This is a genomic window from Holdemania sp. 1001095H_141210_F2, from assembly GCF_015558105.1.
Lineage (GTDB): Bacteria > Bacillota_I > Bacilli_A > Erysipelotrichales > Erysipelotrichaceae > Holdemania.
Map to the genome: position 1 here is coordinate 142,000 of NZ_JADNPO010000001.1, position 18,823 is coordinate 160,822.

At 49.4% G+C, this 18,823-nt stretch carries 19 protein-coding genes; 13 read left to right on the top strand and 6 right to left on the bottom strand.

Features of this window, described 5'->3' with window-relative positions; translation table 11 throughout:
* Window positions 1-193: 193 nt before the first annotated feature.
* Entirely contained in the window at window positions 194-763 is a 570-nt protein-coding gene (locus tag I2G61_RS00715; protein ID WP_072685035.1) for a PadR family transcriptional regulator, read from the top strand.
* A complete protein-coding gene (locus tag I2G61_RS00720; protein WP_195395376.1) occupies window positions 744-2,366 on the top strand; it encodes an NAD(P)H-dependent oxidoreductase in 1,623 nt (540 codons plus the stop codon). Before I2G61_RS00715 ends, I2G61_RS00720 begins: the two co-directional genes overlap by 20 nt.
* Window positions 2,367-2,502: 136 nt before the next feature.
* Here I2G61_RS00720 and I2G61_RS00725 read toward each other — a convergent pair whose 3' ends face one another.
* The 3 genes from I2G61_RS00725 to I2G61_RS00735 are packed head-to-tail and all read right to left on the bottom strand — an operon-like array spanning window position 2,503 to window position 4,414.
* Window positions 2,503-3,069: a chromate transporter gene (locus I2G61_RS00725; protein ID WP_072685037.1), complete on the bottom strand. Its 567-nt coding sequence runs from the start codon at window positions 3,067-3,069 to the stop codon at window positions 2,503-2,505.
* The gene (locus tag I2G61_RS00730) at window positions 3,066-3,608 is read right to left on the bottom strand and encodes a chromate transporter (protein WP_195395375.1); all 543 of its coding nucleotides are present in this window, start codon (window positions 3,606-3,608) and stop codon (window positions 3,066-3,068) included. Before I2G61_RS00730 ends, I2G61_RS00725 begins: the two co-directional genes overlap by 4 nt.
* Complete coding sequence (locus I2G61_RS00735; protein ID WP_072685066.1) at window positions 3,605-4,414, bottom strand: endonuclease/exonuclease/phosphatase family protein; 810 nt, start codon at window positions 4,412-4,414, stop codon at window positions 3,605-3,607. The genes I2G61_RS00730 and I2G61_RS00735 overlap by 4 nt, the downstream gene beginning before the upstream one ends.
* Before the next feature lie 333 nt (window positions 4,415-4,747).
* Here I2G61_RS00735 and I2G61_RS00740 point away from each other — a divergent pair, with 333 nt between their 5' ends.
* Window positions 4,748-5,230, top strand: a complete 483-nt coding sequence (locus tag I2G61_RS00740; RefSeq protein WP_072685039.1) for a PTS sugar transporter subunit IIB — start codon at window positions 4,748-4,750, stop codon at window positions 5,228-5,230.
* 206 nt (window positions 5,231-5,436) lie between these two features.
* A complete protein-coding gene (locus I2G61_RS00745; protein ID WP_072685040.1) occupies window positions 5,437-6,198 on the top strand; it encodes an HAD hydrolase family protein in 762 nt (253 codons plus the stop codon).
* A gap of 89 nt (window positions 6,199-6,287) precedes the next feature.
* Here I2G61_RS00745 and I2G61_RS00750 read toward each other — a convergent pair whose 3' ends face one another.
* Window positions 6,288-6,767 (bottom strand): hypothetical protein, encoded by a 480-nt coding sequence (locus I2G61_RS00750; protein WP_072685041.1) that lies wholly within the window; start codon window positions 6,765-6,767, stop codon window positions 6,288-6,290.
* Window positions 6,768-7,691: 924 nt separating this feature from the next.
* On the opposite strand from I2G61_RS00750, the gene I2G61_RS00755 reads away from it, so the two are divergent.
* The 5 genes from I2G61_RS00755 to I2G61_RS00775 all read left to right on the top strand — a co-directional run bounded on the left by I2G61_RS00755 (window position 7,692) and on the right by I2G61_RS00775 (window position 13,115).
* Entirely contained in the window at window positions 7,692-8,198 is a 507-nt protein-coding gene (locus I2G61_RS00755) for a hypothetical protein (RefSeq protein ID WP_072685042.1), read from the top strand.
* Window positions 8,199-8,238: 40 nt separating this feature from the next.
* On the top strand, window positions 8,239-9,207 hold the full coding sequence (locus I2G61_RS00760; protein WP_195547746.1) for a hypothetical protein: 969 nt from the start codon (window positions 8,239-8,241) through the stop codon (window positions 9,205-9,207).
* 472 nt (window positions 9,208-9,679) lie between these two features.
* A complete protein-coding gene (locus I2G61_RS00765) occupies window positions 9,680-10,468 on the top strand; it encodes a PTS sugar transporter subunit IIC (RefSeq protein ID WP_195395373.1) in 789 nt (262 codons plus the stop codon).
* Window positions 10,458-11,297: a PTS system mannose/fructose/sorbose family transporter subunit IID gene (locus I2G61_RS00770; RefSeq protein ID WP_072683982.1), complete on the top strand. Its 840-nt coding sequence runs from the start codon at window positions 10,458-10,460 to the stop codon at window positions 11,295-11,297. Before I2G61_RS00765 ends, I2G61_RS00770 begins: the two co-directional genes overlap by 11 nt.
* Window positions 11,298-11,489: 192 nt before the next feature.
* Window positions 11,490-13,115 (top strand): Na/Pi cotransporter family protein, encoded by a 1,626-nt coding sequence (locus tag I2G61_RS00775; RefSeq protein WP_072683983.1) that lies wholly within the window; start codon window positions 11,490-11,492, stop codon window positions 13,113-13,115.
* An 86-nt stretch (window positions 13,116-13,201) separates the two neighbouring features.
* Here the strand turns inward: I2G61_RS00775 and I2G61_RS00780 are convergent, their stop codons facing one another.
* Entirely contained in the window at window positions 13,202-13,606 is a 405-nt protein-coding gene (locus tag I2G61_RS00780; RefSeq protein ID WP_006058758.1) for a PTS sugar transporter subunit IIA, read from the bottom strand.
* Between the two features lie 117 nt (window positions 13,607-13,723).
* Here I2G61_RS00780 and I2G61_RS00785 point away from each other — a divergent pair, with 117 nt between their 5' ends.
* Entirely contained in the window at window positions 13,724-14,872 is a 1,149-nt protein-coding gene (locus tag I2G61_RS00785; protein ID WP_072683984.1) for an AI-2E family transporter, read from the top strand.
* Window positions 14,873-14,980: 108 nt separating this feature from the next.
* On the opposite strand, the gene I2G61_RS00790 is transcribed toward I2G61_RS00785, so the two are convergent.
* Window positions 14,981-17,074, bottom strand: a complete 2,094-nt coding sequence (locus I2G61_RS00790; protein WP_195547747.1) for a glutamine synthetase III — start codon at window positions 17,072-17,074, stop codon at window positions 14,981-14,983.
* 244 nt (window positions 17,075-17,318) lie between these two features.
* On the opposite strand from I2G61_RS00790, the gene I2G61_RS00795 reads away from it, so the two are divergent.
* The 3 genes from I2G61_RS00795 (at window position 17,319) to I2G61_RS00805 (ending at window position 18,750) form a co-directional block, all read left to right on the top strand.
* The gene (locus I2G61_RS00795) at window positions 17,319-17,648 is read left to right on the top strand and encodes a rubredoxin-like domain-containing protein (protein WP_072683986.1); all 330 of its coding nucleotides are present in this window, start codon (window positions 17,319-17,321) and stop codon (window positions 17,646-17,648) included.
* 1 nt (window position 17,649) lies between these two features.
* On the top strand, window positions 17,650-18,189 hold the full coding sequence (gene rbr, locus I2G61_RS00800) for a rubrerythrin (protein WP_072683987.1): 540 nt from the start codon (window positions 17,650-17,652) through the stop codon (window positions 18,187-18,189).
* 264 nt (window positions 18,190-18,453) lie between these two features.
* A complete protein-coding gene (locus I2G61_RS00805; RefSeq protein WP_072683988.1) occupies window positions 18,454-18,750 on the top strand; it encodes a helix-turn-helix domain-containing protein in 297 nt (98 codons plus the stop codon).
* The last annotated feature ends 73 nt before the right edge of the window (window positions 18,751-18,823 follow it).

An 18,823-nucleotide genomic window follows, 5' to 3' on the forward strand; every position in this document is an offset into this window, starting at 1 on the left:
GGCCAGAGCAGGAGTGGCTGATAAGAAGGATTCAGAGGGCGGACATCCGCTTGGAAGCCGGGTGATTTCAAGAGCTGCCTGTCCTTTCCAAGCCTAGAGAATTCTGCCTGCGCCGATCGGAGTTCTCCTCCTTTACATTTCAGGTAAAGGATGATATTCTACTTGTGGAATATGAACGGAGGAGGGTTACCGGATGGCGCTGAAACAAGGCTTGCTTGGATTATTGAATTATGGCGAGATGACCGGCTATGAGCTGGCGAAAGCGTTCAACGATTCCCTGTCGTTTTTCTGGCAGGCGCAAACCAGTCAGATCTACCGTGAGCTGAACCAGCTGGAAGCGGAAGGATTGCTTCATTCCCGGATTGAAGTCCAGACGGGCAAACCGGACAAACGGGTGTATGCGATCACGGCTCAGGGCAAAGCTGAACTGGACCGCTGGTTAGCGAGCGATCTGAGTACGGAAATGATGCCGACACGCAGCGAGGTACTGCTGCGGATCTTCTTTTCCGGCCGCCGTTCGCCCCACGAAAACCGGGAAATGCTTGAGCGGTTAGCGCAGGTCTACGAAGTTCGCCAGAGAGAGATGGAATCTGTCGCCGGTTTGATCGAACAGTATCAGGTGCTGACCCAGTCGCCTTCGGACGCGGTGGTTTGGGAAATGACCGCTGATTTCGGCCGGGCCTATACGCAGATGTGCCAAGACTGGATTGACCGCTGCATCGCGCGGCTGAAGGAGATTGAAAATGAAAATTCTGACGCTTAACGGCAGTCCCCGCGGCGCTGCCAGCAATACGTTTCAGCTGACGCAGGCGTTTCTTGAGGGGCTGCGGCAGGAGCTGGAAAGTCCGCTGATCGTTAAAACAAGGATGATCAATGAGCTGAACTTAAGCCCGTGTCAGGGATGCTTCCGCTGCTGGACCGCGACGCCGGGTGTGTGCGTTATCCCGGATGCGATGGCGGAGGTGCTGGACGAAATGCGGTCAGCCGATCTGATCCTGTGGAGCTTCCCATTATACTATTTCGGCATGCCGGGACCGGTGAAAACACTGCTTGACCGCTGTCTGCCGCTGAATCTGCCCTGGATGGAAAGGGACGCGTACGGGCGTCCGGTTCATCCCCGGCGCGATCAGAATGCCCCGATGAAATCGATCCTGATCTCTACCTGCGGCTTTACGACGGTTGAGAACAATTACGAAGCGCTGATCCGGCAGTTTGACCTGGCCTTCGGCGACAGTCTCAAAATATTATGTCCTCAAGGTGAGCTGTTCGCTCATCCCGAGCTGCGCCGGCAGACCTTGGCGTATCTGGCTCAGGTTACGCAGGCCGGGCAGGAATACGCCCGGACCAAAACGCTGTCTGACAGCACGCTGCGGCGCTTAAGCGAGCCGCTGCTGCCGGAAGAAACGTTTATCAGTCTGGCGAATGCCAGCTGGAATATCCAGAATCTAAAGGAACAGAACGATCCGCAGAAGACAAAAGTCCGCCAGGCTGAGCAGTTTACCCGCCAGATGGCGGCGCTGTATAATCCGGCGGCGTTTGATGGAAAAGAACGGGTATTTGAGATTTTCTATACGGACGTGCAGACCGGCTATCAGCTGACGCTGGGCAAGACCTGCGAACTCTGTCCATTGGGAACGAAGCCCTATACGACGCGCGTGGAAACGCCGTTAGAGGTCTGGCAGGCGATTGCCCGCGGTGAACTGCGGGGCGAGCAGGCAATGATGGAAGGCCGTTACAAAACGTGGGGCGATTTGACTCTTTTGATGGACTGGGACCGCTATTTCAGCGGCCCGGGGAATTCCATTCCCTCAGATTTGGAAAAAGGGAAGAAAAGGACCAACATGCTTCTGTTGATCCTGCCCTGGTGCTGTTTGTGGATGCTTCTGCCATTTTCCGCTTCGCTGGGCGCCAGCGCCGCGATTGTGATGGCGGCGGGACTGGCGCTCTCTGGCAAAAAATGGACGCTGACGATCTATGACGGATTTACCGGCCTGTTGGTCGCGGCCTTCGCTCTGATAGCGCTGCAGGGCGCTGATCTGCGTTGGCTTATCCCGCTTTCTTATCTGGCGTTCAGCTTATTATGGCTGCTTTCCTGCCTGACGCCGATACCGTTAAGCGCGCACTATTCTAAAGAAAAGTATCATGGTGACGCGGCCTATCAGAATCCTTTATTCATGCGGACCAATCTGATCCTGACGCTGGCCTGGGGCTTGCTTTACGCCGTGAGCGCGGGAGGAACATACGCGATCCTGCGCAGCGCGGTTCCTGAGCTGGCGGCGCTGATCAACACGCTCTGTCCGCTTATTCTGGGCTTGTTTACGCTCTGGTTTGAGAAAGCCTATCCAGCTAAAATTGCCCGCGGTTAGACTGCGGGTTTTTGATTGAGCGCTTTTGCGCATCGCAAAAGGATCTGAAATTGCGCTGGGAAAATGAATATGAAGTTTGTCTTCCGGGCGTGGCTGCAGCCAATAAAAAAACTCCCCAAAGCGGGGAGCGTACAGATCAGAACTGAAGCAGGACGCCGACCGCTGCCGACAGGGCAATCCAGACGATCGGATGCTTTTTGATTTTCGTCGTTAAGAATAACAGCACGGCGAACAGAATAATATTTTTTAACGGAAACAGATCAATCAGACTGCCGGATGCCTGAAAGGCGCTCAGGTTGATCACGGAAACGTTGACCAGATTCAGCGCGGCGCACAGGATCAGCGCGGCGACCGCCGGCTTCAATCCGGTGAAGATCGCCTTGACAACCGGACTGTCGCTGAACTGCTTCAGGAAATGGGCAATGATGATGATAATGACGATGCTCGGCAGCACCAGTCCCAGCGTCGCAACCAGCGAGCCGGGAATGCCGGCGGTGGTAAAGCCGGTGTAGGTCGCCATGTTGACGCCCATCGCACCCGGCGTTGATTCCGAGATCGCAATCATGTCGACCAACGTCTCTACGGTAAACCATGTGTATTTTTCCGCCAGCTGGTGTAAAAACGGGATGGTGGCTAAACCGCCGCCGACAGCGAACAGACCGATCTTGAAAAATTCAAGGAATAACTGAATCAGTAAACTCATGCCTTTTTCCCTCCCAGCTTATATTTTAAGAATCCAAATAAGCCGGCCCCCAGCGTGATGAAGACGACTGAAATGTTGGTAAACAGCGACAGCACAAACGCGAAGATAAACATCGCAATGCCGAAGCCGTCCTTGACGCCGTTTTTGATCAGCTTGTAGACGGAAGTCAGTACCAGGACGCACACGCCAACGCGCAAACCCGCCAAAGCATGCTGGACAATCGCCAGGCTCGCAAAGTTCTGGATGAACGCCGCGATGATGATAATGATGACCAGCGACGGGAAGACGAAGCCGAAGGTCGAGACCAGCGCTCCCAGCACGCCTTTTTGATAATAGCCGATAAAGGTCGAAACGTTAACCGCAATGATGCCCGGCGTGCATTGACCGACCGCGTAGTAATTGGTGATTTCATCGTAGGTCGCCCATTTTTTCTTCTCGACGATTTCCGATTCCAAAAGCGGAAGCATCGCATAGCCGCCGCCGAAGGTGAACAGCCCCAGCTTGCTGAAGGTTGCGAATAATTCCAAATAATCCCTCATGATTCTGCATTTCCTTTCTTAACCAGGTGACAAATGACCGGATAGTGATCGGATGGATATAATCCGTTGAAACAGGTGGTAATGATCCGTGTTGAGCGAACGTCGAAATCCTCGCTGACATAAATATAGTCGATCGGCAGGCGATCTTCCTTTAACCGGCCCTTGCCATAATGCAGCGTGTTGAACGCTGCCGAGGAATCATAGACCGGTTTGAGCCGCAGCCGATTTTCCGGCATGATCAGAAGCTGCAGCGAGCGGCTGGACATCGTGGTGTTCAGATCGCCCATCAGGATTAACGGACAGGCTGTTTCCTCTTGAAGCCGCTGCATTTCATCAATAATCGTGCGGATTTCAAAGGTCCGGGTGTAGGCCAGCAAATGATCCAGATGGGTGTTGAAAACGCGGAAGACTTGTTCAGTTTCCAAATCTTTCAGCTGCGCCATCGTGCAGATCCGCGGGAAAACGCTCGTCCAGGTCCGGCTGCCGGCTTGATCCGGCTGCTTTGACAGCCAGAACGTTTTTTCCCCAAGCAGTTCAAAGCGATCTTTCAGAAACAAAATATCGGAATGTTCGTTCATGAACTGCCGCCGGCGATTGCGCGCCTGACCGACGAACTGGTATTGCGGTAAAAGCGCCTGCAGCTGTTCGCGCATCACGTCGCTTAATTCCTGGACGCCGATGATATCCGGCGAGGTGGAAGCGATCAGATTGCGGACATACTGCCGGCGGGTATCCCAGCGCAGATTCTTCCGTGTAAAGAACATGTCATTTTTTAAATTGAAGGTCATTACCTTTAAACAGGTCATTTCATCACCGCCGTTTTTCATTATACTCAAGTTTGCCGTGATTTACAAAGCAAAAGGGATGAAAGATTGTTTCTGAAAGAGTTTCACAAAAAGTTCACAGGCGCTAACCAAAAAAATTTATAGCTGAAGAAAATTTCTGATCGAATTGTAAGCGCTTAATCCTGCGCAAAATGTCTTCTATCACCTCCGTTGAGCGCGTTTTTCAGGTTTTAACCGAAATAACATTTAGACAAAGCGCGGGGAGTGTCCAAATGGAAATATTGACACGACTCTGGAATTACGCTAAAATGTGAATAGTCAAATTAAACGCTTACAAAGGGAGGAATTACACTTATGGAAATTGTAAATGTTCGTATTGACGAAAGATTGATCCACGGTCAGGTTGCAGCTGTCTGGACGAATACGTTAAACGCTACGCGTATCATGGTTATCGATGATATGGCAGCGAAGGATGAAATTCAGAAAATCGCCCTGAAGATGGCTTGCCCGTCAACGGTTAAGCTGTCGATTCTGCCGGCTGAAAAAGCAGCGGAAAGACTGAAGAGCGAAGCTTACCCGACGGATCGGATCTTCATCGTTCTGAAAGGCCCGAAAACGATTAAGCAGGTTGCGGACGCCGGTTATATGTTCCCGGTTGTCAACGTCGGCAACATGTCCAACAAGCACGGTTCGACGCAGATCAAGCGTTCGGTCAGCGTTACGCCGGAAGATGTCGCTGCATTCAGAGAGCTGAATGACAGAGGCGTCAAATTTACAGCGCAGATGGTTCCGACAGAAGAAAAAATCGACTTCATGCCGCTGATCAAAGACCTTTAATCAGGTGAAACTGTAAATTAAAATCAGGAAGAACAGTCGCGTTTCGGGCGAGCGATCGCCGGGGCGGCTGTTCTTTTTTTGTTTTTTCGGACATTTTCAGAAGGCTCCAGGATACAACGCAGGACTTTGACAGTCAGGGCTGGATCTGTATAATGTAAACAGAGGACGTCTGAGCATCGCTCAGGCGGATAGAGGAGTGGGAAGAAATGAAAGTTTTGGCGAGTGATTTTGACGGGACATTATTCTTCAAAGGGACGTTCAAGCCTGAGGATCTGCGGCAGATTCGGGCGTTCCAAGGGCAGGGACACCGCTTTGGTTTGTGCACCGGCCGGCCGCTGCCCGGGGTAACCGAGCCGATTCGCGGCGTTTTGCGCTGTGATTTCATGATTCTGAGCAGCGGAGCGCTGATTCTGGACGATAAAGGAAGAACAATTTATAAAGCCTGTATTGATCATGATACCGCTGTTCAGGTTGGGCGGATGTTTGACTCAAAGCTGGATTTTTACTATCAGACCTGCGAAGGCACGTATTGCCAACGGCTGCCGGACGGTCAGATTCCGGCGTCAGCGTCGATTTTAACCGCGATTCCTTACCGGATCTTTACCCGCATAAGTGAGTTGCCCAGTGATATTTACGGATTATCCTTGTATGCCAAAACCGACGATTACGCCCGGCAGATCGCGATGAAGATCAATACGCAGTTTCCCTCGCTTGCTGCATTTCAAAATGAGGAATGGATCGACGTCGCCCCGCGCGGTTGTTCCAAGGGGAAAGGCATTGAAATCCTGAAGTCCCATTTGGCGTTGGATACGATAGCCGGCATCGGCGATTCCTATAATGATATTCCGCTATTGCGGACGACGTCGCCAAGCTTTACGTTTCATTCCTCCCCCGCCGCAGTGAAACAGGAAGCGCAGATCGTAGTGAATTCGCTGGCTGAGGCGGTTGCGATTTTGATGCGCCAATAAATTCTCATTTCAGCGCATCATCCGGGAAGAAAGCGTCGGAAGAGAAAGGCTGTCAAATAAAAAAATCCGCGGATCTGCGGATTTTCTGTTTATTTCTCTTTTTTCTGCATTTGTTCTTTGATGATGGTCAAAGCCTTGGGCGGAACTAAATGCTTATCGCCGCTGTAGGTGATGACGGTAACGAAGGCCATCGGCATCTTTTTCTTTTCAAAGTCCTTGATGCTTTTATACCGCACGACTTTGCCGCGGTTGATAAAGGCGCTGTTGCTGTAATAGAACTTGTACTGGATGTTGGCCATGAAGAATTCCGCCAGAAACAAAAAGAAGATCAGAACGCCCAGCGCGACGGTCGTGTAATCCTGAATGGTATATCCGTAAATTCCGGAAAGTACACCCAGAATCGACAGGACGATATAGGCGATTTTCGGCCCTTTGGAAAAATCCATGCACTGATATTTGGAACTGATTCCCCCCGCCGCGGCAATCGCTTCGCGCGCGTCCTTTAATTCTTTCATTCGCGAGGCGAAGATCAACACCGCCACCACGGTTATAAACGCTACAATCCACATGCTTTTCTCACTCCTCAATTTATTGCTTTCTGTTTTTCCTTTCCATTATAACAAAAATCCAGGAAAAAACGAGGAAAAATGCAGAATTGCCACGCATCGGTTATGATTCGTGGGAAGAGGGAGGGAAAGAAAACCGGATCAGTTGAAGGCTGACCGCTGATTTGAAGGCTGTCATGAATTTGAGATAGTCTCGAGGGTTTTCAAGACGTGCTGTTCTGGGTGTCGTCACCGCTTGAAATTCGTTGAGCAACAGTTTCTCAGGTTTTCCCTCGGTTTCCGCTTCACGCTTAAAACCCGCATCGCTTTGATTCTATTTCCGCTTGAACTGACTTGGAAAAAATAAAAGTCATTCTACCCCAGCGGATATCCGCGGCTCAACAAAATCCTGCACGATTGATATTGTATAAAAGGGGAAATAACTCCCCCATGGGAAAATGATGAACCATTATCCGCAAAGTGAAAAGAACGTTCATGGGATGCTTGACGTTCTCTTTCGAAATAAGCTTCAATTTTGCTTGTACTCTTTTTGAATGTTGAAAAAGGTCGGACATCACAGATTTCAATAATGGAGAAGGACATGGCCGGGTTCCATAATGCAAAATGAAAAGGAAAGGACAGATGAATTAAGTTCGGCTTGTTCAGCTGTGGTTAGAGCCGGAATTTTTCCGTTTCTGAACCGTATAAAATAAACAAATGGCAACGTTGAATCAGAATTGACAGAGAGCCTGATCTCGCTGTTTCTGATTGGTGACGCTGCTTAGAACCCGATTCCGCAGCGGCTTTTCCAAGTTCAAGTGTCTTGAACAATCCCATTGTTTTTTTACGAAGGGGCATGTGGTTTCAGCAGCGCTTTTGGATTCTGGTCGAATTTTGAATGACGAATACAGGGAATTTTGTTATAATGAAACGCAAGAGGTGAAGAACATGGAAGAAATGAGAGCGAAGCTGTGTCGGATCGCCGATTTGCCGCAGTCGGGGAAGCCGGTCGTTTCGATTAATATCAAGCCGTATGTTTCGATCATCGTCTGCATTCTGGTCGGAATTTTGATGATCGCCGCGCAGTTTGTCTGGATTGTAGGCGCCATTCTGATCATTGTGGCACTGCTGGTTTTATGGAAAACGCCGGATTACACCGTGCTGGAAGCCTATCCTGATTATTTTGTGGTTTATACCCGGGGCGACGAGGAGTTTTGTCAGATGGTGCGCTGGGATGAGGTACAGGAATGGGTGTTCCGCCAGGGCAAGGCCGGTATGGATATGCTGGTGATTCGCGTCAGTGAAGAAGAATTTGTATTCATCAACGCGTACAGCAGTACGAAATTGGTGCATTGCTTTAATAAGTTTATTCCGGATAAGGAAGCGCATCGGCAGCAGCAGGCGAAGATGAAGAACTCGCCATTCAAGTGGCCAAAGAAGTGGGGCAGAAAGTAATAAACGGACGTTCGTGCAAGCGCGTTCGCTGGAGGTTATTATGAATATTGATGATTTGATTATTAAATATGGTCTGACGATCGGCCGCCGGTTTACCCGCAAGGAGAAGAATTTCTTCTGCAACGAGATCGGCAAGGATTTCCAGGCGCTGGGCTATTCCGTGCGCGGGGCGATCGGAAAGAAAAAAAGAACCAGGGGGATGAATTTGATGATCGGCAACGTCGGCAAGGCGAAGACGATCTTCGTCGCGCATTACGACACGCTCAATCACGATTTCGGCAATCCGATCCGCTATTTTCCGCTGGATGGCAACGCCAGTTTTTCTTCCTCGTTTCTGCCGATGAACACGCCGGCGATCTTAAGCATGGTGCTGGGGCTGATCCTGCTTCTGGGATTGGGACGGAAGATCAATTTTCAGGATAATCTGGCGATGTCCGTGTTAATTCTCGGCGTTTTAATCGCGCTGGTCGTCGTTTCGTTTATGATGACGTTTCGGATCGGCAATAAAGTCAATCTGAATCGGAATACTTCCGGAGTCATTGCCGCGTATCTGATCGCTCAGCGGCTGCCGGAAAAGCTGCGGGATAAAGTGGCTTTTGTGCTGACCGACGGCGGCAACGGCACGCATGTCGGAGATTATATGCTGCGCGACGCGCTGCCCAATACGATTAAGGACCGCAATGTGATCATTCTGGACTGCGTCGGCAAAGGCCCGCGCTTGGGTATCGGCTATTTTGAAGCCAGCAAGACCAACGCTGAAAAGCTGGAAGCGATCGTCAAGGCGAAAGATCCGGAAGCGAAGCTGCACACGAGCCTGGTCGATGAGGATCATGTAAAGTATACGTCGTTGTCCTTCTATGAAAAGGGCATGATCGTCTGCCGCGGCAAAAACCTCAACGGCTCGCTGATCGTTGAGAACACCGCGACCAATCATGACGACGAGGTCGAACGGGAAAAAATTGAAGCGCTGGCGGCGGATTTGACGGAGCTGGCCAAACAGATTTCATAACAGGAGCAATCCTGTTTTTTTTTATATTCAAGTTCTAAAACCAAAGGCTGCGGAATAGACTGAAATAATGCTTAACTTTCTTTGGAAAACAAATCATTTTATGAAACATGGGGAGAAAATGTGAAAGTTTGCAAAGAAAAAAAACGGGATTAACCGTTCGAAAAATTAGCGAAATTAATTGCTAATAAAGCTTGTATACAGGGCTTTTTCATGAATTTTAACACGTGTTTAATACAGAAAATGAACCATCAAATTTTGTGAAAATTTCTTTGAATTATGTGAAAAATATGTGTTGAGGGTTTACAAATCCCATTTTCTAGTGTATCATTTAATCATCGAGAAAACGGTTACATCTGGTCTGTGAAATCGCGTAAGAAGCCACGCGGATCTCAGCCCGGCTGAAATGGTTTTCGAGGATCCGGGCAACCGGAAAAAACCAAAGACACAAAAGGTTAGAAAGGGAGGACTATTTATGTCTGGAGGGTTGAGTATTATCCAAATCCTGCTGATCACAGCATGGGCATTTTGGAGCATCGTCGATAGTTTGTCTTGGAACATCGGTTTCAACAACTGTATTCTTGCATGCTTATTCACCGGCGTTGTTGTAGGCGATATGAAATATGGCCTGATCGTTGGTGGTACGTTACAGATGACTCAGTTAGGCGCTGGCACATACGGAGGTGCTTCGATTCCGAACATCACTTCTTCCGGTATGATCGCGACAGCGTTAGGCGCTGCTTCCGGCGCTGACCCGATTGCAATGGCTTCTTCAATCGGTATCGCATTAGCTGCATTATTCACACAGTTGGACATCCTGGCTCGTTTCTCCAACACTGCATTCCAGCACATCGCTGACAAGTATGTTGAAGAAGACAACACAAAGGGTATCGCGCTGATGAACACATTAGGCATCATTCCTTGGGGCCTGTCCCGCGGATTGCCTGTTCTGTTACTGCTGGTTGCTGGCCAGGGCGTCGTTGACACTCTGATCAAGATCATTCCGGCATTCATCATGAACGGCTTCAAGTTCGCTGGTGGATTGCTGCCAGTCGTTGGTTTCGCAATCTTGATGCGTTACCTGCCAGTTCTGAAGAAGCCGCAGTTCATTATCCTGGGCTTCGTATTAGCCGCTTATATCAATATGCCGATTCTGGGTATTGCCTTGATCGGTACAGCCGCAGCTTTGATCACTTATCAGAATGCTACTGCTAAGTTAGCTGCAGGCGCTGCACAGGGAGGCGACGACGATTATGACGAATAGTAAGAAGTTCACTAAGAAGGAATTAAGAAGTCTGAATCTGCGCTGGATCTGGAACTCTCAGATCGGCTGGAACTATGAACGTATGCAGGGCTTGGGCTACCTGACCACTATGCTGCCGGTTATCGACAAGCTGTATGGCGATCGTCCTGAGCTGAAGCAGAAGGCGTTGAGAACACATTCCGTATTCTTCAACACACAGCCTGCAATGGGTGATATCATTGTTGGTATGAATATCGCTATCGAAGAACAGACAGCTGAAACTGGTTCTGGTCTGGACGTCGCCGCTTCGATTAAGACAGCGTTGATGGGACCATTCGCTGGTATCGGTGATACAATCTTCGGTATGATCGCTGGTGCGGTTTTCGGATCTATCGCAGCGACAATGGCTCTGGAAGGCAATGCTTTAGGTATCGCAATTTGGGAAATCTGGATGGTTGCCGTCCTGTTATTCCGTACAAAGATGTTTGACATGGGCTACGAACAAGGCGTTAAGCTGGTTACTTCCCTGTCCGGCACAATGAATGCTCTGACGGAAGCTGCTTCTGTCCTGGGCCTGACGGTTGTCGGCGGCATGATCGCGCTGAACGTTAAGTTCCCTCTGGCTACTCTGAAAATGAGCTTAGGCATTGACCCTGAAACAGGCGAAGAAATGTTTAACGAATTCAACCTGCAGAAATATGCTGACAGCATCATGCCTGCATTGTTCCCTGCATTATTCGCAGCTCTGTGCTACTGGATGCTGGGCAAGAAGTGGATGAACTCCAACAAGTTGATTCTGGTTGTTGTCTTATTCGCTATCGTTCTGGCTTTCTTCGGAGTTCTGGCTTAATATCAAAACTCTCAAAAGTGGTGTCTTCGGACATCACTTTTATTTTGGCCGGGTACGGGAACTTTAATCCATTCCAGTTAAAATGATAAAAGGAATCCCTGTTAACGGAATCTTAACAATTCTGTTGAGCAGGGTTCCGATTTTTCCTTTATAATAGGCTTGCTTATATGAGGAAAGGGTTATTGCATAAGTATGGAACTTAGTTTTGTAATCGCCTTGATGGGCGGTTTGGCATTATTTCTTTACGGGATGAAGATGATGAGCGACGGCTTGGAACTGTGCGCCGGGGACCGGCTGCAGTCAATTTTGGAACGCCTGACTTCAAACCGGTTGATGGGGGTCGTTGTCGGGGCGTTGATCACGGCTTTAATTCAAAGCTCCAGTGCAACGACGGTGATGACGGTTGGTTTTGTCAACGCAGGGTTAATGACGCTGCCGCAGGCAGTCGGCGTGATCATGGGGGCAAATATTGGAACGACGATCACCGGACAGCTGATCGCTCTGGATATCGGAGCGGCGGCTCCGGCGATTGCCCTGGTCGGGGTGGTTATGGTTGTCTTCCTGAAAAAAGAAAAGACCAACGCGGTCGGGATGATTGTCGGCGGTCTCGGTATCCTGTTTATTGGCATGGGGATGATGAGCGATGCCATGGCGCCGCTGCGGAACGATCCGACGTTCCTGTCGTTAATTACCGCGTTTAATAATCCGATCATTGCGGTTCTGACCGGCGCGCTTTTTACGGCGATCATCCAAAGCTCCAGCGCTTCCATCGGCATCTTACAGACACTGGCCAACAATGGCCTGATTACGCTGCAGCACTCCGTCTTTATTCTGTTCGGGATGAACATTGGAACATGCATCACGGCGGTGCTCTCGTCGTTAAGCTCCAGCCGGAACGCGAAGCGGGTTGCCTTGGTTCATCTGTTATTCAACATCGGCGGGGCGCTGTTGTTCTCCGTTGCGGTGCTGGCGCTGCCGCTGACCGCATGGATCGGGCAGTGGACGCCGGCCAATCCGGCGGCGCAGATCGCAAACTTTCACACGCTGTTCAACGTTGTAACTACCCTGGTTCTGCTTCCGCTGGGGAATGGTTTGGCCGCTTTGTCGATGAAGCTTTTGCCGCAGGAGAAAGAAACGCCGGCGCCGGCGATTGAAATCACGCGCATCCCGGAGCAGCGCCTGGGCAATGTGACGATTTCGCTGCATGAGATCAGCGAACTGCTGAACCGGATGTATACTCTAGTGCAGTCCAGCTTGGATGAAGCCTTTCGCGGTTTGACGACACTGGAATGGGATAAAGAGAAGATTCTGGCGCAGGAAAGCGAGATCGACGCAATGCACCGTAAGATTATTGACGCTATTCCCTATGTGGCGACAGCCCGGATGAACGTTGAGGACTCCCGACGGTTAAACGTTTTGTTTAAAATCAACAGCGATTTGGAGCGGATGGGCGATCATGTTGTCAATTTATCGGAACATGCCTCCCAAATTCTGAAAGAGAAACAGAAGATGACCCCGGAAGCACATCAGGAGCTGGCGGATTTGCGGCTGATTCTGGATCAGACGGCGGCGCTGCTGCCGGCGATTGAGGAATATCATCGGACAGAGACGCTGCAGCATATTGATCAGCTGGAGGAACAGATGGACCAGTATTGTGAGAAAAGCCGTCAGGATCAGATTAAAAGGCTGCGCAGCCAACAGATCGACGGTTCGCTGTGCGTCGTCTTCAGCGAAGTGCTGACCGATCTGGAACGAATTCACGACCATTATCACAACCTCGCGCAACAGCTCTATCATGAGGAACTGGCCGTTTCCTGATGATCTTTTCCGGAGGATATCAGAAATCTGAAGCATAAGAAAAGGCGGAAATTTTCCGCCTTCTTTGTTTAAGGATAAAGGGTAAATTAGTCTTCGTCCGAGCTCATGCTGGCCATGAACGCTTTGACGTCAACGATGCCTTCGCGTCCCTGGGCGATCAGGCTGTCAACCGCTTCGCCTTCCGACAGAATCGCTGTCAGAACCATCGGGAAGTTCATGCCGGCGATGAAATGGAATTTTGGATTCGTCGCGAATTCAACAAATGTTGTGTTGCATGGGGAACCGCCGAACAGATCCGCAAAGACCAGAACTTCGTCGTACTTGTCCAACTCCGGCTTCAGCGCGTTCAGTTTTTCCTTGAACTGTTCCGGGCCATCCGTTGGCAGCAGGCAGCAGGAATACAGATTTGTAACTTCGCCCGCGATCATTTTCAGAGAACCTTTGAAAGCTTCTGCATACTGACCATGGCTAATTAATAAAATACCTCTCATGAATAATTTCCTCCTTAAGTTACATTTTTATTTTATCATAAACTACGTTAATTTAATAGAATTTTAAATATAGAAAAGGGTCGAGTATGTTAAAATAACAGTAAGGGAGATCACACCATGAAATTTAAATTTAAAGAACAAACCAAAGAGAATATCCTGGCCCTGACTTGTTCGGGCATTTTACTATTGGGTTTTTATTTTCTGATCACAAAATTTCCGCAGCTTAAGGAATTTCTGGGCAATATCCTCGGCATTCTGCTTCCGTTTATCCTCGGCTTTGCGTTGGCGTTTTTATTGGCGCCGGTAACGGCCCGAGTGGAAAAGAAATGGCTGGCAAAATCAAAAATGAAACCGGCAAGCAAGCGTAAAATCGGCGTTGCGGCGGCGATCATTTTCCTGTTCATCGTACTCATCAGCTTTATGGCGATTTTAATTCCGCAGCTGTTGGAAAGCGTTATGACCTTGTCGACGCAACTCAGTGATTATCTGGGCAAAGCCAATACGCTGCTGAACGAAATTACGGAAGGTTTGGGCTTTAAAACCGGCTGGCTGGAAATCCTATTTAATTCCAGCGAAGCGCTGCTGGAATCCATGCTGGGAATGGCTAAGGATTACGTGCCGAAGATCTTGAATTATTCCTGGCTGTTTGTCCGCCAGACGTTCAATTTCTTTATCGCGGTGATTATCGCAGTCTATATCCTGTTGGAAAAAGAACGATTTACAGAACAGTTTAAAAAGCTGGCTTATGCGATTCTGCCAAAAAACCGGGTGGAGTCGCTGATTCAGCTGAGCCGGCTGACGTCGCGGATGTTCAACAGCTTCATCATTGGGAAAATGATTGATTCGCTGATCATCGGCTTGATCTGCTTCATCGGCATGTTGATCATGCGGCTGCCGTTTGCGGTGCTGATCAGCTTTATCGTTGGTCTGACGAACATGATTCCGGTGTTTGGCCCGTTTATCGGCGCGGTGCCGGGCATCTTTATCCTGTTTATCGTCGATCCGATTTACTCGCTGATCTTCGCGGTCTTCGTCCTGCTTCTGCAGCAGTTTGACGGCAATATCCTCGGCCCGATGATTCTGGGCGATCAGCTGGGCCTGCCAAGCTTGTGGGTCATGTTTTCGATTATCGTCGGCGGCGGGATGTTCGGCATTCTCGGCATGTTTCTGGGCGTGCCGGTGTTTGCGGTTCTCTATGTCGTCGTCCGCGGATTTGTCAGCAGCCGGCTGAAAGAAAAGAATATCCGATCGGACGATATGCTTTAACGGGCGTTTCGCCCGTTTTTTTTGAGGAACGACGCAGCATCTGGTGCGGCAAGAACTATATAAGGACTATATAAAGAAAAGGGATCCAATCCGGATCCCTGGAACGAGTTAATTGCTGTGAAATAAGATATCTTCGTAGGTTGGCAATGTGTATTGTTTTTTATCAAAAACTGTTTCATGCTCGTCAATCGCGCTGCGAAGCTGCTGCATCAGCGGAGCAGCTTCATAATAGAAGCGAATGCCGCGCTCATGATAGTCGCCGACGCCGTCGATCTCTTTCAGTTTGCTTTCGAGACGTTCAGCGCCTTTATCCATTCGGTCCATCAGTTCATTTAAGTGGGCCAGCTGCTTTCTGAAATAGGAAGCCGGCTGATCCAGCGCCCGCAGTGTCGAAGCCAGCGACTGGATTTCCCGGGTGACAAGCGGCAGGATTTCCGTACGCGTCATGTCAATCAGAACCTTGGCTTCAATCTCGGAAATCTTCACATACTGCTCGTTCATAATCTCGCTGCGGGCGCTCAGTTCCTTTTCCGTAAAGATGTGATTGCGCGTAAACAGCTCGACAGTTTTCGGTGAGGTCAGGGCGCTGACCGATTCGATAAACGATGGAATATTTGGCAATCCGCGGCGTTTGGCTTCGGCGACCCACTCTTGGGAATAACCGTCGCCGGAGAACAGAATCCGTTCGTGATCTTTTAAAATCTGCGTACAAATTTCCAGGGCGCGGGCGCGGATGTCCTGCTTGTATTTTAAATCCGAAAGCTGCCCGGCGATTTCGTTGAGCACATCGGCAGTGATTGTATTGAGCACGACGTTGGCAAACGAGGCAGACAGGGATGAACCCAGCATCCGGAACTCAAATTTATTGCCGGTGAAGGCCAGCGGCGAAGTCCGGTTGCGGTCCGTGTTGTCCTTGGGAATATATGAAAGACCGCTGATCGGCGTAAATGAACTGTCCTGTTGATCCTCGATCGTTTGCCCCGCACCCTTCAGGGAGTTTAGGACGTTTTCGATGTAACTGCCCAAATAGATTGAAATGATTGCCGGCGGAGCTTCATTGGCGCCTAAACGGTGGTCGTTGCCGGCGCCGGAGGATGACATCCGAAGCAGCTCGGCATGTTGATCGACAGCTTTGATAAATGCGCAGACAAACACCAGGAAGCGGATGTTTTCAGCCGGCTTATCCCCCGGTTCAAATAAGTTCTGGCGATCGTCGGTGACTAATGACCAGTTGTTGTGCTTGCCCGAGCCGTTGATCCCGGCAAACGGTTTTTCATGAAGCAGGCAGGCGAAGCCATGCTTATCTGCGGTTTTGCGCAATACGTCCATTGTCAGCTGATTCTGATCCACCGCAATGTTGACGTTGCTGAAGATCGGTGCAATTTCAAACTGGCATGGCGCGACTTCGTTGTGTTCAGTTTTGGCGTAAATCCCCAATTTCCACAGTTCCTGATTGACCTCTTTCATAAAAGCGGCGACGCGGAACGGAATACTTCCGAAGTAATGATCTTCCAGCTCCTGTCCTTTGGCCGGCATTGCACCAAACAGCGTCCGTCCGGTCAGCACCAGATCCTGGCGCCGCTCAAAATAACGTTTGTCAATCAAAAAGTATTCCTGTTCCAGACCAACCATCGGAATGACACGTTTTACATCTTTATCCCCGAAGATATTGACAATCCGGGTGGCCGCGGCGCTGATCGCCTCAATGGATTTCAATAACGGCGCTTTTTTATCAAGCGATTCGCCGTTATAGGAAACAAAGACGGTTGGAATACACAGCACGTTGTCACGGATAAAGGCTGGCGAGGTGCAGTCCCAATACGTGTAGCCGCGGGCTTCAAAGGTCGCGCGCAGACCACCGCTGGGAAAGCTGGATGCGTCCGGTTCGCCTTTGATCAGCGACTTGCCCGAAAAACGAACTAACGGCTGACCATTTTCATCCGGTTCGATAAAGGAATCGTGTTTTTCTGCGGTAGAGCCGGTCATCGGCTGGAACCAATGCGTAAAGTGCGTGGCGCCGTTTTCCTGTGCCCAGCGCTTCATCGCATGCGCAATCGCGTCGGCGGTATTGCGGTCCAGGGAATCTTCTTTGGCGACGGTTTCTTTCCAACGCTTGTAGATCGGATACGGAAGCCGCTCCTGCATCAGCGTTTCATCAAACAGCAGGCAGCCAAATTCGTCAAACGGATCTGTGATTTTCATAACTCATCCTCCTGAAAACATGGTTTAATTTTATTCCAAATTTGATCGGAGTCAATAAAAATGTTAAAAAAATCATAAAAATGAAGAAAAAAATCAAAGAATGTCGGACATGATTGAAAAAAAAGGGGGAAATTGAGAAAAAAACGCAGTCACATAGAAAAAGCTCGATTTTAAAGCGGAGGTCTGATTGACCCAGCCGGACATGGGCATACTGGACAATAGAAATAGGATAAGGAGGAAGCTTATGTTAAAAAAATGCGAGGTCTGCGGCTTGATTCTGGACTCGGAATTCATTCGGGACGATTGTCCGAAATGTCATGCGGACGCTTCGCGCTTCCGCACGCTGCCTCATGAGGAAACGGAAAAGATCACCCGCAGCCATTTGACCAACAGTCTGCTTACGGAATTGGCGGCCGTCGCTGAGCATCAGGTGCGCTTAGCAGAAAAAGGCATCGCCGATCAGCTGGATCCCGGCTGTATTCAGACATTCGATCTGGCGTTAAGACAAGCGGTGCTGCTGCGGCAGATGATTCGTGCGGAAATTGCGATCCATGCCGGAAAGGAGAAATGGTAACATGGAATTAAAAGGATCAAAAACAGAACAAAATTTATGGACGGCGTTTGCCGGAGAAAGTCAGGCGCGGGTAAAGTACGCGTATTACGCCGATCAGGCACGCAAGGATGGCTATGGTCAGATCGCGGGCATTTTTGAGGAAACCTCAGCGAATGAAAACGCCCATGCCAAGCTGTGGTATAAGTTTTTGCATGGCGGCAAGATCCAGGAGACGCCGATCAATCTGAAGGATGCGGCCAATGGAGAAAACTACGAATGGACGGAAATGTACAGGGAATTCGCTGAAACCGCGAAACAGGAAGGGTTTACCGAAATCGCCCGGCTGATGAGCGAGATCGCCAAAATTGAAAAAGGACATGAGGAGCGGTATCTGGCGTTATTGGGCAACGTGGAAAACAAAACAGTCTTTGCAAAAGCGGAACCGATCGTCTGGAAATGCCGCAACTGCGGATATACGGTCACCACTCAGCAGGCGCCGAAGGTCTGTCCGGTCTGCTTTCATCCGCAGGCTTATTTTGAACAGGAAGTTAAGAATTATTAACATCGTTCAAATCTGACAAAAATCGGAATCCGTTTATAACCGGAAATCAAAGTGAACATGAATACGGGAAATCCCGAAGCCAGTTCACTTTTTTTATGCCCGGTACAAATAGATGAAAAAAGCAAGGTTTCAGCGACGCTGAATCACGGGGCAAAAGGAGCGAAAATGCCTGAAAAACCTGAATTCAGAATCAACGAGTTATAACCGAATATGGCAGTAATTGGAAACTCATCCTGTTATTATGACAAAAAGAAGGTGAAAAACATGAGCGAGGATAAATATGCGGAGTTCATTTCACAGCGGATTTTTGACGTATGTCACAAACGCGGGGATGTTTCATTGTATGAATTATCCAAAATCTCCGGGGTCAGTATGTCCACGATTCAGAACATTGTGCATTGCCACACAAAAAGTCCGGGATTGCAGACGATGCATCGGCTGGCTAACGGTTTGAGTATGACCATTTCAGAATTTCTTGATTGTTCGTCGATCAACGATTACGAATTCAGTGAAGAAGAAAATGGCGAAAACGGACTGAACGATTGTGAAATCATCAGCTGAATTTTTACGGAAACCTATCCGTTGTGCGGCAAGAGCGCAGGGAAGTCGGAAAAAATAAAAAATTCCCTTTGAA

Bases quoted from the DNA above. Each gene is read 5' to 3' on its own strand.
- I2G61_RS00770 (WP_072683982.1), top strand. From the start codon at position 10,458: ATGACGAATAGTAAGAAGTTCACTAAGAAGGAATTAAGAAGTCTGAAT.
- I2G61_RS00790 (WP_195547747.1), bottom strand. From the start codon at position 17,074: ATGAAAATCACAGATCCGTTTGACGAATTTGGCTGCCTGCTGTTTGAT.
- I2G61_RS00740 (WP_072685039.1), top strand. From the start codon at position 4,748: ATGGAAATTGTAAATGTTCGTATTGACGAAAGATTGATCCACGGTCAG.
- I2G61_RS00755 (WP_072685042.1), top strand. From the start codon at position 7,692: ATGGAAGAAATGAGAGCGAAGCTGTGTCGGATCGCCGATTTGCCGCAG.
- I2G61_RS00745 (WP_072685040.1), top strand. From the start codon at position 5,437: ATGAAAGTTTTGGCGAGTGATTTTGACGGGACATTATTCTTCAAAGGG.
- rbr (WP_072683987.1), top strand. From the start codon at position 17,650: ATGGAATTAAAAGGATCAAAAACAGAACAAAATTTATGGACGGCGTTT.
- I2G61_RS00715 (WP_072685035.1), top strand. From the start codon at position 194: ATGGCGCTGAAACAAGGCTTGCTTGGATTATTGAATTATGGCGAGATG.
- I2G61_RS00805 (WP_072683988.1), top strand. From the start codon at position 18,454: ATGAGCGAGGATAAATATGCGGAGTTCATTTCACAGCGGATTTTTGAC.
- I2G61_RS00795 (WP_072683986.1), top strand. From the start codon at position 17,319: ATGTTAAAAAAATGCGAGGTCTGCGGCTTGATTCTGGACTCGGAATTC.
- I2G61_RS00765 (WP_195395373.1), top strand. From the start codon at position 9,680: ATGTCTGGAGGGTTGAGTATTATCCAAATCCTGCTGATCACAGCATGG.
- I2G61_RS00720 (WP_195395376.1), top strand. From the start codon at position 744: ATGAAAATTCTGACGCTTAACGGCAGTCCCCGCGGCGCTGCCAGCAAT.
- I2G61_RS00780 (WP_006058758.1), bottom strand. From the start codon at position 13,606: ATGAGAGGTATTTTATTAATTAGCCATGGTCAGTATGCAGAAGCTTTC.
- I2G61_RS00730 (WP_195395375.1), bottom strand. From the start codon at position 3,608: ATGAGGGATTATTTGGAATTATTCGCAACCTTCAGCAAGCTGGGGCTG.
- I2G61_RS00725 (WP_072685037.1), bottom strand. From the start codon at position 3,069: ATGAGTTTACTGATTCAGTTATTCCTTGAATTTTTCAAGATCGGTCTG.
- I2G61_RS00735 (WP_072685066.1), bottom strand. From the start codon at position 4,414: ATGACCTGTTTAAAGGTAATGACCTTCAATTTAAAAAATGACATGTTC.
- I2G61_RS00750 (WP_072685041.1), bottom strand. From the start codon at position 6,767: ATGTGGATTGTAGCGTTTATAACCGTGGTGGCGGTGTTGATCTTCGCC.
- I2G61_RS00760 (WP_195547746.1), top strand. From the start codon at position 8,239: ATGAATATTGATGATTTGATTATTAAATATGGTCTGACGATCGGCCGC.
- I2G61_RS00775 (WP_072683983.1), top strand. From the start codon at position 11,490: ATGGAACTTAGTTTTGTAATCGCCTTGATGGGCGGTTTGGCATTATTT.
- I2G61_RS00785 (WP_072683984.1), top strand. From the start codon at position 13,724: ATGAAATTTAAATTTAAAGAACAAACCAAAGAGAATATCCTGGCCCTG.